The sequence below is a fragment of the Microvirga antarctica genome (genome assembly GCF_017921815.1).
Classification (GTDB): Bacteria; Pseudomonadota; Alphaproteobacteria; order Rhizobiales; family Beijerinckiaceae; genus Microvirga; species Microvirga antarctica.
The window spans coordinates 155345-169679 of sequence record NZ_JAGEMM010000005.1; the positions used below are offsets into that span (position 1 = coordinate 155345).

Here is a 14335-nt window from a genome sequence, read left to right on the forward strand (position 1 = left end):
ACCCGTGGCGCGGCATGAACCGGAGCGGACCTGCATCGTCACCCGCGCGGCCCAGCCGGCTGCGGGCCTGATCCGCTTTGTCCTCGGCCCCGACAATCAGGTCTTTGCCGATCTGAAACACAAATTGCCCGGTCGCGGGGTGTGGGTCACGGCCCGCCGCGACCAGGTCCAGGAGGCGGTCAAGCGCCGCCTCTTCGCCCGCGCCTTCAAGGCTGAGGTTCGGGTTCCCGAAACGCTTGCGGACGACATCGCAGCGTCTCTGCGCGACGACGTCCGTCAGGGCCTCTCGCTCGCCAACAAGGCCGGCGTCGTGCTGACGGGTTTCGCCAAGCTCGACTCCGCCATTGCCGAAAAGCCCGTCGTCGCCCTTATTCATGCCGCAGAGGCGGCCGAAGATGGGCGAAGAAAACTGGCAAACCAGTTGCGTAAACGCCTCGGCGAGGCCATATCTGACTTTCCGGTGATCCAAGATTTGTCGAATGACGAATTGGGTTTGGCATTAGGCCGGTCAAATGTGATACATGCTGCGCTTGTCGCGGGCGCTGGAAGCGTTGGCTTTCTGAACCGCTGGCATCGTTACCGTACTTATTGCGGCATCGAAGCCGATCCCTCTGGCCTCGAGACCGAGACCGGCGAACCCACGATTATGCAACCCGCAGGATCTGAGCGGAATGAATGATACGAAAAATCCGGGCGACAAGACGCTCCATGTGTCGCCCAAGACGCTCTCTCTGAAACGCCCGATCGAACAGGGCGTCGTACGCCAAAGCTTCTCCCACGGCCGCTCGAAAGCGGTGGTGGTCGAGACGGTGAAGCGTCGTCCGGTTGCTCCCGGAACCGTCGAGCACAAGGCTGCGCCCCCTCAGGCGGCGGCGCCGGCTCCGGCTGCCGCGAAGGTTGCCCCGCAGGGGCGTGGTGGCCGTGGCGGTTCGCCGTCCAACGCACCCCGCTCCGGCGTCGTGCTGCGCACCTTGTCCGATCAGGAACGCGACGCCCGCGCCAACGCCCTGGCGGATGCGCGGCGGCGTGAAGAGGCCGATCGCCATTCCCAGGAAGAGGACGCCCGTCGGCGCTCCGAGCGGGACGCTGCCGAGGCTCAGGAACGCGAAGCCGCCGAAGCGCGCAAGCGCGACGATGAGGATCGCCGCCGCCACGAGGACGAGCGCAAGCGCGTCGCCGAAGATCAGGCCCGTCGCCGCCTGGGCGAAGAGGCTGTGCCGGCCTCGGCTCCCCGGTCCGCGTCGCCCTCCAGCCCCTCTTCCCGCCCGTCAGCGCCGTCACCGCGTCCGGCCGGCGATCGTCCGATGGGCGAGCGCGGTCCGCGTCCGGCCGGCACCGGCCCTCGGCCGGGTGGCTTCGGCGGTCCTCGTTCCGGCGGTGGAACGGTTGGCGGTCGTCCGCAGAGCCTTAATCACATGGCGCGTCCGCCAGCTCCGGTGGCGCCCGATCCGACGACGGCCAAGCCCAACACCCGTTCGGCAGCGCCCGTGGCTGCCCGCCCGGCAACCATCGAGGACGAGGATGGAGCCCGGACGATCCGGCGCCCCGGCGTGGCCGTCAAGCCCGCCACGGTTCTCAAGACTCCCAAGGTTACGCCCGGTGAAGAAAAGCGCCGCGGCCGCCTGACCGTCACGGCTGCGACCTCGGGCGAGGACGAGCGCACGCGCTCCGTCGCGTCGTTCCGTCGCCGCAACCAGCGTCTCACCGGTCATCGCCAGGTCGAGCAGAAGGAAAAGATCGCCCGCGAGGTGATCATTCCCGAGACCATCACGATCCAGGAACTCGCCAACCGCATGTCGGAGCGGGCCGTGGACGTGATCAAGATGCTCATGAAGCAAGGGCAGATGCACAAGATCACGGATGTGATCGATTCCGACAGCGCCCAGCTGATCGCCGAAGAGCTCGGCCACACCGTCAAGCGCGTGGCTGAATCGGACGTGGAAGAGGGCCTGTTCGACGCCAAGGATGTGGACGAGAATCTCGAGACCCGTCCGCCGGTCGTCACCATCATGGGTCACGTCGATCACGGCAAGACCTCGCTGCTCGACGCGATCCGCAAGACCAGCGTGGTGTCTGGCGAAGCCGGTGGCATCACCCAGCATATCGGCGCCTATCAGGTCACCTCGCCGCTCGGCGGCAAGATCACCTTCATCGACACGCCCGGTCACGCCGCCTTCACGTCCATGCGCGCCCGTGGCGCCAAGGTGACGGATATCGTCGTGCTCGTGGTGGCAGCCGATGACGGCGTCATGCCGCAGACCGTGGAGGCCATCGCCCATGCGAAGGCCGCCGACGTTCCGCTGATCATCGCGATCAACAAGATCGACAAGCCCGACGCCAACCCGCAGCGGGTTCGCACCGAGCTCCTGCAGCATTCCATCGTGGTGGAATCGATGGGTGGCGACACCCTCGAATTCGAGGTGTCGGCCAAGACCCGCGACGGTCTCGACACGCTGCTCGAAGGGTTGCAGCTCCAGGCTGAAATCCTTGACCTCAAGGCAAACCCCGAACGGTCCGCCGAAGGCACGGTCATCGAGGCCAAGCTCGATCGCGGGCGGGGTCCTGTGGCCACTGTCCTGGTCGAACGCGGCACCCTGCGGACCGGCGACATTGTCGTGGCCGGCGCCGAATGGGGCCGTGTCCGCGCGCTGATCAACGACAGCGGCGCCAACGTGAAGGAAGCAGGCCCCTCGGTTCCGGTCGAGGTGCTGGGCTTCAACGGCACGCCGGACGCCGGCGATCGCGTCGCGGTCGTCGAGTCGGAAGCCCGGGCCCGTGAAGTCACCGAGTACCGCACCCGCCAGAAGCGCGAGCGTCAGGCCGCCCGCACGGGTGCAGCCGGCCGCACGCTGGCCGACATGATGCAGGACCTGAAGGCCGGAGCCGGCCGGAAGGAATTCCCCCTGGTCGTGCGCGCAGACGTGCAGGGCTCGGCGGAAGCCATCGTCGGCGCGCTCGAGAAACTCGGCACCGACGAGGTCACGGCCCGCATCCTTCAATCGGGCGTCGGCGGCATCTCGGAATCGGACATCACCCTGGCGGAGGCGTCAGGCGCCATCGTGCTCGGCTTCAACGTGCGCGCCCACAAGGAAGCGCGCGAGGCGGCCGAACGGGCCGGCGTCGAGATTCGCTACTACAACATCATTTACGATCTCGTGGACGATGTTAAAAAGGCGATGTCCGGCCTGCTGGCTCCGACCCTGCGCGAAGAGCGGCTGGGCGAGGCGCTCATCCTCGAAGTCTTCGACGTGTCGAAGGTCGGCAAGATCGCCGGTTGTCGCGTCCTCGACGGCGTGGTCCAGCGCGGCGCGCATGTGCGCCTCATCCGCGACAACGTGGTCATCCACGAAGGCCGCCTGAGCCAGCTCAAGCGCTTCAAGGACGATGCCCGCGAGGTCACGTCCGGACAGGAATGCGGTATGGCGTTCGAGAATTACCAGGACATGCGTCCTGGCGATCAGATCGAGTGCTACCGCGTCGAGGAAGTGAAGCGCTCGCTCTGACAGGCGCTTCGACCCGCGTTCGTTCAAAAAACTCATCGTCACCGGGCTTTTCCCGGTGACACTGCTTGGCAAGATCGCATGAGCAATGCGTCGCCAGACCGTGCGACCGGGCGCGTCCCCGCACGATCAGGCGAGAGGGTCCGGTCCAATCCCGGAGGTTGAAGATGGCTAAACGGTTTGATCAAAACGCCGGCCCCACGCAGCGCCAGCAGCGCGTCGCCGAGATCGTGCGGCATGCGCTGGCCGAGGTGCTGTCACGCGGCGACGTGCAGGACCCTGTGCTGGGCAAACACGTCATCACCATTCCCGAGGTGCGCATGTCACCTGACCTCAAGCTTGCCACCGCCTACGTGATGCCGCTCGGCGGGCGCGACGAAGACGCGGTCATCAAGGCGCTCGAGAAGAACAAGGTCGTGCTCCGCAAGGAAGTGGCGCGCCGGGTAAACCTGAAATTCGCCCCCGACCTGCGTTTCCATCGGGATGAGACCTTCGACGAGGCCGACCGGATCACCAAGCTCCTGCGCACCGAAAAGGTCGCCCGCGATACGGCCAAGCCCGGATCGGACGACGAATCCGACGCCGACGAGTAGCATCGGTGAGCGCGGAGAACGCACAGGAGCCCGGCCCCGCGATCGGAGCGGCCACGGGCATCCTCGACCTGACCGTGGACGCGACGGGGGCCGATCAGCGCGCTCTGGCGCGCTTCAATCCGTATCGGTCATACCATGTGGCAACCACCCTCCTCGCACGGCTCGGCGCCGGCGCGCTTGCGGCCTTCGCCACCGTGGGATTCGTGGTGTTGACCGACCCGGATGTGCCGTTGGGATTGACGCTGCTTTCCACCGGGATCTTTGGAGGGCTGTTCGGCATCGCCGCTTACCGGTTCGCCATGGAGCGGGCCTGGAAGCACGGGATCGCCCGCGACCTGGCAGAAAACCCGCCGTCCCGGCTGCGCGCCGATGGCCATACCTTGACCATGGACAATGAGGAGATCGGCTTTCACGTGAGGCTGTCTTCCGTGTCCCGGGTTGCGGAAACCAAAACCCACCTCGTCCTGTTCAAACGCCGCACGCCATTTCTGGCGATTCCGAAAACCGCCTTCGCCAGACCCGACGATGCGACGGCTTTTGCACGTTTCCTGGGTCGCATGATCGCTCCTGCTGGTCAGACCCCGTACCCGCCAGAGACCCGCCATGAATGACGCACCGACAAACCCCCATCCCCCGCAGCGTCGGCCCCAGGGCGACCGGCCGAAAAAGCGCGACGTCAACGGCTGGATTATCCTCGACAAGGGCGTCGGCATGACGTCGACCCACGCGGTCGCGGTGGTCAAGCGCGGGCTGTCGGCCAAGAAGGCAGGCCATGCGGGGACCCTCGATCCGCTGGCCTCCGGCATCCTTCCGATTGCGCTGGGCGAGGCCACGAAGACCGTGCCGTTCATCATGGACGGCCGCAAATCCTACGTGTTCACCGTTGCCTGGGGCGAGGAGACCAACACCGACGACGCCGAGGGCGAGGTGGTGGGTCGCACGGATCTGCTGCCGGAAGCCGCCGCCATCGAAGCCCTGCTGCCGCGTTTCATCGGCCAGGTGCAGCAGGTGCCGCCCCGGTTTTCCGCCATCAAGATCCAGGGCGAGCGCGCCTATGATCTCGCCCGCGACGGCGAGGTGGTGGAGTTGCAGCCGCGCACCGTCGAGATCGACCGGATCGCGCTGGTGCACCACCGGGGCAATCGCTCCGTGCTCGAGGCCGATTGCGGGAAAGGCACCTATGTGCGCGCCATCGCCCGCGATCTCGGCCGGGCGCTCGGCTGCCTCGGCCACATCGCAGCCCTGCGGAGGACCCGGGTCGGGCCGTTCACGGAAGCCGACGCGGTCACGGTCGACGATCTGACGACGGATGCGGCAGCGCTTCGGCCCGTCGAATCGGCTCTGCACGACATCCCCTCCATCGCGGTGAGCCGCGACATGGCCGGTCGCCTCATGCGCGGCCAGTCGATCATCCTGCGCGGGCGGGACGCGCCCATTTCGGGCAAGATCTTCGCCACCTGCAACGGGGTGCTCGTTGCGGTGGGCGATGTCGAGAAGGGCGAATTGGTGCCGCACCGGGTCTTCAATCTCGGGGCGTGAGCGCAAACCGGGCAGGCGCCTGATCGGGCAAACCGGACCGGCCTCACCAACCGCATGATTTCACTCGCACTTACGCGCTTTTCGTGTATGGTGCGGCCACTTCCCGCAGGCCTTGTCTGCAGGATGCGCTGCGATCGAGACCGCGCTGGACGACATCCCGGCCCGGCCTTCCCCAGCGACCATGGCCTGATTTCCAAAGGAAACAGGCCGCTTTCAACGACCAACCCGAAAGGACTGATCGATGTCGATTACGGCTGAGCGCAAGACCGCGCTTATCAAGGAATACGCTCACAAGGAAGGCGATACCGGCTCCCCAGAGGTGCAGGTCGCCATTCTGACCGAGCGGATCAACAACCTGACCGGCCACTTCAAGACCCACGCGAAGGATAACCATTCCCGCCGCGGCCTCCTGAAGATGGTGTCGCAGCGTCGCTCGCTTCTCGACTATGTCAAGAAGGGCGACGAGGCGCGCTACCGGACCCTGATCGAGAAGCTCGGCATCCGCCGCTAACCTCGATGACACTTCCGTCCGGAGCCCGGCTCCGGACGGCCTCTTGGCGCTCGTGGGACGTGGTCCCCGCGCCCTTGGAAAAAGAGGCGGACGACGCGATGACCATGGCAGGATCGCAAGAGGCTTATCCGACGCAGAGGCTCAGCCCGGCGCTGACCCCCGTTGCACCTGAGCCTCTTGCCGTCTTGCTCATGGCATCGCCCCCGCCATGTCATGAAAGACACCCTGATGTTCGATATTCAACGCGAAGAACTGATGTGGGCCGGGCGCAAGCTCGTGCTCGAAACGGGCAAGATCGCCCGCCAGGCTGACGGCGCCGTCGTCGCCACCTACGGCGAGACCTCGGTGCTCGCAACCGTCGTGTCGGCCAAGGAGCCGAAGCTCGGCATCGACTTCTTCCCGCTCACGGTGAACTACCAAGAGCGCACCTACGCGGCCGGCCGCATCCCCGGCGGCTATTTCAAGCGCGAAGGTCGCCCGACCGAGAAGGAGACCCTGGTCTCCCGCCTCATCGACCGCCCGATCCGTCCTCTCTTCGCCGCCGGCTACCGCAACGAGACGCAGGTCGTCGTGACGGTGCTGTCGCACGATCTCGAGAACGATCCCGACATCGTCGCCATGGTGGCGGCCTCAGCCGCCCTCACCCTCTCGGGCGTGCCCTTCATGGGTCCGGTCGGCGCTGCGCGCGTCGCCTATATCGGCGGCCAGTACAAGCTGAACCCGCCCCTGCAGGAGCTTGAGGAATCCACCCTCGACCTCGTGGTCGCCGGCACCGCCGACGCGGTCCTGATGGTCGAATCGGAAGCCAAGGAGCTCGCCGAAGACGTGATGCTCGGCGCCGTGATGTTCGGCCACAAGCATTTCCAGCCGGTGATCGAAGCGATCGTCCGCCTCGCCGAAAAGGCCGCCAAGGAGCCGCGCGATTACCAGCCGGCCGACGTGGCCGAGATCGAAAAGGCCGTGCTCGATATCGCCGGCGACGATCTGCGCGAAGCCTACAAGATCACTAAGAAGCAGGACCGCTACGCCGCCATCGACCTCGTCAAGCACAAGGTGATGGATGCGCTGGTTCCGGCCGAGGGCGAAGCCAAATTCAGCGCCGAGAAGGTCAAGGCGGTCTTCAAGGACGCCCAGGCCAAGGTCGTTCGCTGGAACATCCTCGATACCGGCAAGCGCATCGACGGCCGTGACCTGTCGACCGTCCGCCAGATCGTCTCCGAAGTCGGCGTCCTGCCCCGCACCCACGGTTCGGCGCTGTTCACCCGCGGCGAGACCCAGGCGCTGGTCGTCACCACGCTCGGCACCGGCGAGGACGAGCAGTACATCGACCAGCTTGAAGGCACCCGCAAGGAGACCTTCCTGCTGCACTACAACTTCCCCCCCTACTCGGTCGGCGAGACCGGCCGCATGGGTTCGCCCGGCCGCCGCGAAATCGGCCACGGCAAGCTCGCCTGGCGCGCCATCCGTCCGATGCTGCCGCCGGCGCACGAGTTCCCCTACACCCTGCGCGTGGTGTCGGAAATCACCGAGTCGAACGGTTCATCGTCGATGGCCACCGTCTGCGGCGCTTCGCTGTCGCTGATGGATGCCGGCGTGCCGCTGCGCCGTCCGGTGGCGGGTATCGCCATGGGCCTCATCCTCGAGGGTGAGCGCTACGCGGTTCTGTCCGACATCCTGGGCGACGAGGATCACCTCGGCGACATGGACTTCAAGGTGGCCGGCACCGAGGGCGGCATCACGTCCCTCCAGATGGACATCAAGATCGCGGGCATCACCGAAGAGATCATGCGCGTCGCGCTCGATCAGGCCAAGGCCGGCCGCGACCACATCCTGGTCGAGATGAACAACGCGCTCACCGCGCCGCGCTCGGAACTCGGCGAGCATGCGCCCCGCATCGAGACCATGCAGATCCCCACCGACAAGATCCGCGAAGTCATCGGTTCGGGCGGCAAGGTCATCCGCGAGATCGTGGAGAAGACCGGCGCCAAGATCGACATCAACGACGACGGCCTCATCAAGATCGCGTCGGCCGACGGCAAGTCCATCAAGGCGGCCTATAACTGGATCCGCTCCATCGTGGCCGAGCCCGAGATCAACACGGTCTACGAGGGCACGGTCGTCAAGGTGATGGAATTCGGCGCGTTCGTGAACTTCTTTGGTTCGCGCGACGGCCTCGTCCACATCTCGGAGCTGGCCAAGAACCGCGTCAACAAGGTCACGGACGTGGTCAAGGAAGGCGACAAGGTCAAGGTCAAGTTCCTCGGCATGGACGAGCGCGGCAAGGTGCGCCTGTCCATGAAGGTGGTCGACCAGGAAACCGGCGAGGACATCACCGAGAAGCTGAAGGCAGAGCGGGAAGCCGAGAAGACCCGCGCTGCCGAGTAAGCCAGCGGTTCATCACTTGCTTCGATAAAGTCAGAGGGCGCGGTGCAAACCGCGCCCTTGCTTCTTCTGGGGCCTCCGATTAAGAGTGATGACATATCATTTATCGGGTTTCCCATGTCACGCGTTCAACGGGTTGTGGCCTCTCTCGCCACCCTCATCGGATGGACGATATCCAACCCGGCGCTGGCGGATGTGGCGGACGCCATTGCGGCTTACAACCGCGGCGACTACGTCTTTGCCCTGCGCCACCTCGAAGACGCGGCTGGGAAGGGCGATCCCCAGGCCCTCTACAATCTCGGAATTTACCACTCGGCCGGAAAAGCCCTGCCGCGCGACATGCCCAAGGCTGTCTCGTATTATGAGCAGGCAGCGCGCAAAGGGAGCGCGCTCGCCGCGTTCAATCTTGGTCAGGCGCTCCGCAAGGGCGACGGCGTGGCGGCTGATCCTGGGAAGGCTGCTCAATGGTATGAGTTTGCGGCAAAACGCGGCCACTTTCGGGCCGCGAACGAGTTGGCTTTACTTTACGTGCAAGGCCAAGGCGTGAGTGTCGATCTCGTCGAGGGATTTGCGTGGTTGTTCCCCGCCACCCACGCGTCCATCATGGATGGTGCGGCGACCAAGAATGCCATGCAACTGGCAAGCATGCTGAGTCCGGCTCAATTGGAGCAGGCTCAGGCACGAGGTCGCCAGTACTTCGAACGCTACATGGTGCCCCATCAGGATCTCGTGAAGGCGCTCTTGCGCGAGGCGGCGGCACGGTGACCCTTTCGGTGAACGTCGTCTGCAAAGAGAACGGCTGAGACGTCACCGAGACGCTGAGAGCCGCGCGTGACCCGATACCCCGATCTATCGGCGTGGGTCGCAATTCGCTCGGGCAACGGGGCGAAGCCCTACCTTCGGCCCCGAGGGCTGCATGCACGGATATCCTATCCGCAACAGCCGCGGCCCTCGGCCGCCTACCGAGGACCGAACACCCGTCAATCGCGTGCCGGTTCGGCCGCCAGATTTGACATGGCCGCAGGGAGGTTTATTAGAATAATTCTAAACAAGGTGTCCCCATGCTCTCCCGGGTCTTCAGCTTCAACCGCCGTCCCTTCGATTCCCTGTCCGAGCAGGAGATTCTCGCCCTGGCGATCTCGTCCGAGGAGGACGATGGCCGGATCTATCGCGCCTATGCGGACGGCCTGCGCGAGGCCTTTCCGCAATCCGCCAAGGTCTTCGATGACATGGCGGACGAGGAGGACCGGCATCGCGGTGCGCTGATCGCGGCGCATCAGCGCCGGTTTGGCGACACAATCCCGCTGATCCGCCGCGAGCATGTGAGCGGCTATTACGAGCGCAAGCCCGATTGGCTCGTCCGCCCGCTGGGGATCGACAAGGTCCGGGCCGCGGCCGAGACCATGGAAGAGCAGGCGCACCTGTTCTACGTGGAGGCCGCCAAGCGCAGCACCGATGCGAACACCCGCAAGCTCCTGGGCGATCTGGCTGCGGCAGAACAGGGCCACCAGGCGCTAGCCCGCGACCTTGGCGTCGCGCATACGCCCGCCAATGTGCAGGAGGAGGAGCGGGAGGTCGAACGCCGGCAGTTCATCCTCACCTTCGTCCAGCCAGGGCTCGCTGGCCTGATGGACGGTTCGGTCTCGACCCTGGCGCCGATCTTCGCCGCGGCCTTTGCCACGCAGGATACCTGGCAGACCTTTCTGGTCGGGCTGTCGGCCTCGATCGGGGCGGGCATTTCCATGGGCTTCACCGAGGCGGCCCATGACGACGGCAAATTGTCGGGACGCGGCTCGCCGCTGAAGCGCGGCCTTGCCTCGGGCATCATGACGGCGCTCGGCGGCCTCGGCCACGCCCTGCCCTATCTCATTCCGCATTTCTGGACCGCCACCCTGGTGGCCATGGGCGTCGTGTTCGTCGAACTCTGGGCCATCGCGTTCATCCAGAACCGCTACATGGACACGCCTTTCCTCCGCGCCGCCTTCCAGGTGGTGCTGGGCGGCTCCCTGGTCTTTGCCGCCGGTGTGATCATCGGCAATGCCTGAGGGGAAAGATGTCAGCGCGACAGTTTTGCGCTAGGGATCGTGTCCTCGTCCGAGCTACCCGCGAGAGAAACCCGTGAGCGACTCCTTCACCGTCACCACCCTGCCCGACCTCGAAACCCTCTATGGCACCGCCGCCGAGGCCTCCCGCGTCAAGGAGGTCGACCGGATCGTGCCGGTCTACGCGGCCTTCATCGCCGCCGCCCCTTTCGTCTCCCTGGCCACGAGCGGACCTTCCGGGCTCGACTGCTCGCCCCGCGGCGACGGGCCGGGTTTCGTCCATGTGGCCGACGAGAGAACGCTGCTGATGCCGGACCGCCGGGGCAACAACCGACTCGATTCCCTGCGCAACATCGTCGAGGATCCGCGGGTGGCGCTGCTGTTCCTGATCCCCGGCATCGGCGAGACCCTGCGGGTGAATGGCCGGGCGACGATCTCGACCAATCCGGCTTTGCTGGCGCGCTTTGCCGTGGGCGAGACGCTCCCCCGCACGGTTCTGGTGGTCAGCGTCGAGTCGGTGTTCTTCCAATGCGCGCGCGCCATCCTGCGCTCCCATCTGTGGGACCCTGCCCATCACGTGCCGCGCGGAGCGCTGCCGAGCGCCGGCGAGATGCTCGCCGCCCTGAGCGAGAGCAGGCTCGGTGGCGCCGAATACGACAGGGCCCTGCCGGAACGGGTGCGCAACACGCTTTATTAGCGTCGATGCGTGTCTTGACGCGACGCCATGAGCCCGTGACAAAGCCCTGTGTTCTTTTCCGCCAGCCACTGAGGATTTTTGACATGACGATCCAGCGTTTCAAACCCGGCCCGCGCATGAGCGGCGCCGTCGTTCACGGCAACACGGTCTATCTCGCAGGGCAGGTCGCCGAGAAGACGGCCGGTCAGAGCGTGACCGAGCAGACCAAGGAAATTCTCGCCAAGATCGATGGCCTCCTGGCCGAGGCCGGTACGGATAAATCCAAGGCGCTCATGGCCAATATCTGGCTCACCGACATCGGTACGTTCCAGGAGATGAACGCGGTGTGGGATGCGTGGGTCTCGGCCGGCAATTCGCCCGCCCGTGCGACCGTCGAGGCCAAGCTCGCATCGGCTCCCCTCAAGGTCGAAATCGCCATCATCGCCGCCAAGTAAATGGCACAGATCCCGGGAGCGGTCGGCGACGGCTCCCGGGGCGCGTCATCCTTCTGGATAGCTGCCGTAACGTCACTACCCATGATAGAGAGAGTGAAGAGAGTTCAGCCAAGCGGCCCCTGATGCATCGCTAGCCCTATCTGGCGCGGCTCTGCCGCGATTGTGGGAGCCCAGGTGGCCATGGCGCGCAACGTTCCTCTCAGCGGCAATCAATCCATCGACGGCATTCTGTCCGGGGTCGCCTGGACACAGAACCTCCTCACGTTCAGTTTCCCCGGCAGCGGCGCCGTCTATGGCAATGGCTATGGCAACGGCGAAACCAACTCGTTCCAACCAGCCAATACGCTCCAGCAGCAGAGCGTGCGGTATGGTCTCGGGCTGATCCAGAGCTACACGGCGCTGCAGTTCAACGAGATCGTGGAGACGAACATCAACCACGCCGCGATCCGGCTTTCCATGTCGAACGTGCCGTCCACCGCCTATGGGTTCTATCCGTCGGGCAACCTCCAGGACGGCGACATCTGGATGAACCCCAATGGCGGCCCGACCTACACCACGCCCGGCGTGGGCAACTGGGGTCTGGCGACCATCATGCACGAGGTCGGCCATACGCTGGGCCTTAAGCACGGACACGAAACGAACGGTCTCAACGGTTTCAATCCAGGCTCTCTGCCGACCGGGGAGGACAACTGGAACTACTCGCTGATGACCTACCGCAGCTATGCGGGCGCCGCGACCGATGTGGTGCGCGGCAACTTCACCAGCGACAATCCGACCACCTACATGCAGGACGACATCGCGGCGCTGCAATATCTGTATGGCCCGAACTTCGGCACGAATGCGGGCAATACGCTCTATCAGTGGGATCCTGCCAGCGGCGGCTTCTTCATCGACGGGGTGAACTGGGGCACGCCGATCGACCGCAAGATCCTGATGACGATCTGGGATGGCAACGGCAACGACACGTACGATCTCTCGTTCTACACCACAGCCCTGAAAATCGACCTTCAGCCCGGTGGGTTCTCGACGTTCGATTCGACGCAACTGGCCGATCTGGACGGAAGCAGCGTCACGCGTCCGGCCCTCGGCAATGTCGCCAATGCCCGGCTGTTCCAGGGCGACGCGCGATCGCTCATCGAGAACGCTCTGGGCGGCAGCGGTTTCGATACGCTGATTGGCAACGCCGCCAGCAATATCCTGGTGGGAAATGCCGGCAACGATACCCTCGACGGGAAGGGGGGACCCGATAGTCTCAGGGGCGGCCCAGGGTCCGATATCTATTGGGTCGACAATCCGGGCGATTTCGTCATCGAGGCGGCGAACGAGGGCATCGACACGATCCAGACATCCATTGCCCTGCTGCTCGGGGCCAATATCGAAAACGCGGTTCTCACCGGTGCTTCGGGGTTCTCGCTCACGGGCAACAGCCTGGCCAACCGGCTCACCGGGAATGCCGGCGCGAACCTCCTCCGGGGCGCATCCGGCAACGACACCCTGAGCGGGGGCGGCGGCAATGACAACCTCACGGCCAGCACAGGAAACGATCGCCTCTACGGCGGGGCCGGTCGCGATGGGCTGACCGGAGGGACGGGCAAGGACGTCTTCGTGTTCAATGCCACAGCGGGTCGGAAAAACTGGGACAAGATCGCGGATTTCTCCGTGCGCGACGATTCCATATGGCTCGACAATGCGGTGTTCAAGACCCTTGGAAAGGGCACCGAGGCCAGACCCGGCAAGCTGAACAAGGCGTTCTTTACCATCGGTGACCATGCCCGCGACAAGAATGACCACGTGGTGTTCAATGCCAAGACCGGGGTGCTGTTCTATGACGCTGACGGCTCAGGCGGGAAAACAGCGCTCGAGATCGCCACCCTGAAGAAGGGCCTCAAGATGACCGCCCTGGACTTCTTCGTCATCTGACCTCGGGTGACCCCCGAGGCCGAAGCTCTCGGGGGTAGTCACCTCAGGGGCAGGAATGGCGCAGGCCATCATATCCCAGATAGGTTCCCGTCGCCGGGTTGTAGGATTTGAAGCGCTGGGCGCAATACGCCACGGCATTGTTCGGCGCGGCATAGACTGGTGCCGATTGTTGCGCGATCGCACCGCCGATGATGGCCCCGGCCGCGAGGCCTACCGCTCCGGCGGCGGCAGCGCCACCGTAGTTTCCACCATAATAGGGTCTTCCGTAATAGGGACGCCCGTAACCCGGACGGCCGTAATAGCGTCCGCCGCCATAGACCGGCCGCCCGCGATAGCCGCCACGATAGCCTCCGCGGTATCCGCCCCGGTAGGCGCCGCGACCCCGATACTGGGCATAGCTCGTGTCCAGAGTGGAGGCTTGCAATGCTGCAAGCGGCGCGGCCACAGCCTGCGATGGCGATTCCGCCGCCATGGCGGGGGCTACAAGGGACGCGCTCGACAGGGCCGCCATCGCGGCCAGACTCAACATCAGTTTACGCATGAGGACATTCTCCTTGCAGGCGGAACGCCAATTTCTGCCGGCCGTTCCGGCAAACCTCGGGAATGGCCGTCCTGTCGCGGAGTTGTGACAATGCCGTCAGGCGGAGCCGCCAGGGATTTTCGTGGCGGGCGCTGGCATTCTGGCACATTTAAGTTATACAATAACATTATTGCCAT

The 14335-nt window shown here is 65.0% G+C and carries 13 protein-coding genes; 12 read left to right on the forward strand and 1 reads right to left on the reverse strand.

What is annotated here, in order from left to right:
* Window positions 1-4 precede the first annotated feature (4 nt).
* From J4G32_RS15620 to J4G32_RS15675, 12 genes are all read left to right on the forward strand, one after another.
* Window positions 5-679 carry an RNA-binding protein gene (locus tag J4G32_RS15620; RefSeq protein ID WP_343232665.1) on the forward strand — a complete coding sequence of 225 codons (675 nt, stop codon included), beginning with the start codon at window positions 5-7 and terminating at the stop codon, window positions 677-679.
* On the forward strand, window positions 672-3503 hold the full coding sequence (gene infB, locus J4G32_RS15625) for a translation initiation factor IF-2 (protein ID WP_210496250.1): 2832 nt from the start codon (window positions 672-674) through the stop codon (window positions 3501-3503). The genes J4G32_RS15620 and infB overlap by 8 nt, the downstream gene beginning before the upstream one ends.
* A gap of 164 nt (window positions 3504-3667) precedes the next feature.
* A complete protein-coding gene (rbfA, locus tag J4G32_RS15630) occupies window positions 3668-4093 on the forward strand; it encodes a 30S ribosome-binding factor RbfA (RefSeq protein WP_210496251.1) in 426 nt (141 codons plus the stop codon).
* Between the two features lie 5 nt (window positions 4094-4098).
* Complete coding sequence (locus J4G32_RS22105) at window positions 4099-4704, forward strand: YcxB family protein (protein ID WP_210496252.1); 606 nt, start codon at window positions 4099-4101, stop codon at window positions 4702-4704.
* The gene (gene truB, locus J4G32_RS15640) at window positions 4697-5632 is read left to right on the forward strand and encodes a tRNA pseudouridine(55) synthase TruB (protein WP_210496253.1); all 936 of its coding nucleotides are present in this window, start codon (window positions 4697-4699) and stop codon (window positions 5630-5632) included. Before J4G32_RS22105 ends, truB begins: the two co-directional genes overlap by 8 nt.
* Before the next feature lie 241 nt (window positions 5633-5873).
* Window positions 5874-6143, forward strand: a complete 270-nt coding sequence (rpsO, locus tag J4G32_RS15645) for a 30S ribosomal protein S15 (protein WP_210496254.1) — start codon at window positions 5874-5876, stop codon at window positions 6141-6143.
* A gap of 228 nt (window positions 6144-6371) precedes the next feature.
* Window positions 6372-8528 carry a polyribonucleotide nucleotidyltransferase gene (gene pnp / locus J4G32_RS15650; RefSeq protein WP_210496255.1) on the forward strand — a complete coding sequence of 719 codons (2157 nt, stop codon included), beginning with the start codon at window positions 6372-6374 and terminating at the stop codon, window positions 8526-8528.
* A 114-nt stretch (window positions 8529-8642) separates the two neighbouring features.
* On the forward strand, window positions 8643-9290 hold the full coding sequence (locus J4G32_RS15655; protein WP_210496256.1) for a tetratricopeptide repeat protein: 648 nt from the start codon (window positions 8643-8645) through the stop codon (window positions 9288-9290).
* 296 nt (window positions 9291-9586) lie between these two features.
* Entirely contained in the window at window positions 9587-10570 is a 984-nt protein-coding gene (gene mbfA / locus J4G32_RS15660) for an iron exporter MbfA (protein ID WP_210496258.1), read from the forward strand.
* 73 nt (window positions 10571-10643) lie between these two features.
* A complete protein-coding gene (locus tag J4G32_RS15665; RefSeq protein WP_210496260.1) occupies window positions 10644-11264 on the forward strand; it encodes a pyridoxamine 5'-phosphate oxidase family protein in 621 nt (206 codons plus the stop codon).
* An 83-nt stretch (window positions 11265-11347) separates the two neighbouring features.
* Entirely contained in the window at window positions 11348-11698 is a 351-nt protein-coding gene (locus J4G32_RS15670; protein ID WP_210496262.1) for a RidA family protein, read from the forward strand.
* A 180-nt stretch (window positions 11699-11878) separates the two neighbouring features.
* On the forward strand, window positions 11879-13618 hold the full coding sequence (locus tag J4G32_RS15675; RefSeq protein ID WP_210496263.1) for a M10 family metallopeptidase: 1740 nt from the start codon (window positions 11879-11881) through the stop codon (window positions 13616-13618).
* 43 nt (window positions 13619-13661) lie between these two features.
* Here the strand turns inward: J4G32_RS15675 and J4G32_RS15680 are convergent, their stop codons facing one another.
* The gene (locus tag J4G32_RS15680; RefSeq protein ID WP_246505118.1) at window positions 13662-14159 is read right to left on the reverse strand and encodes a BA14K family protein; all 498 of its coding nucleotides are present in this window, start codon (window positions 14157-14159) and stop codon (window positions 13662-13664) included.
* Window positions 14160-14335: the final 176 nt, after the last annotated feature.

Excerpts from the sequence above, each read along its gene's own strand:
- J4G32_RS15655 (WP_210496256.1), top strand. The coding sequence starts at position 8,643 with ATGTCACGCGTTCAACGGGTTGTGGCCTCTCTCGCCACCCTCATCGGA.
- J4G32_RS15675 (WP_210496263.1), top strand. The coding sequence starts at position 11,879 with ATGGCGCGCAACGTTCCTCTCAGCGGCAATCAATCCATCGACGGCATT.
- rpsO (WP_210496254.1), top strand. The coding sequence starts at position 5,874 with ATGTCGATTACGGCTGAGCGCAAGACCGCGCTTATCAAGGAATACGCT.
- mbfA (WP_210496258.1), top strand. The coding sequence starts at position 9,587 with ATGCTCTCCCGGGTCTTCAGCTTCAACCGCCGTCCCTTCGATTCCCTG.
- truB (WP_210496253.1), top strand. The coding sequence starts at position 4,697 with ATGAATGACGCACCGACAAACCCCCATCCCCCGCAGCGTCGGCCCCAG.
- J4G32_RS15670 (WP_210496262.1), top strand. The coding sequence starts at position 11,348 with ATGACGATCCAGCGTTTCAAACCCGGCCCGCGCATGAGCGGCGCCGTC.
- rbfA (WP_210496251.1), top strand. The coding sequence starts at position 3,668 with ATGGCTAAACGGTTTGATCAAAACGCCGGCCCCACGCAGCGCCAGCAG.
- J4G32_RS15680 (WP_246505118.1), bottom strand. The coding sequence starts at position 14,159 with ATGCGTAAACTGATGTTGAGTCTGGCCGCGATGGCGGCCCTGTCGAGC.
- infB (WP_210496250.1), top strand. The coding sequence starts at position 672 with ATGAATGATACGAAAAATCCGGGCGACAAGACGCTCCATGTGTCGCCC.
- pnp (WP_210496255.1), top strand. The coding sequence starts at position 6,372 with ATGTTCGATATTCAACGCGAAGAACTGATGTGGGCCGGGCGCAAGCTC.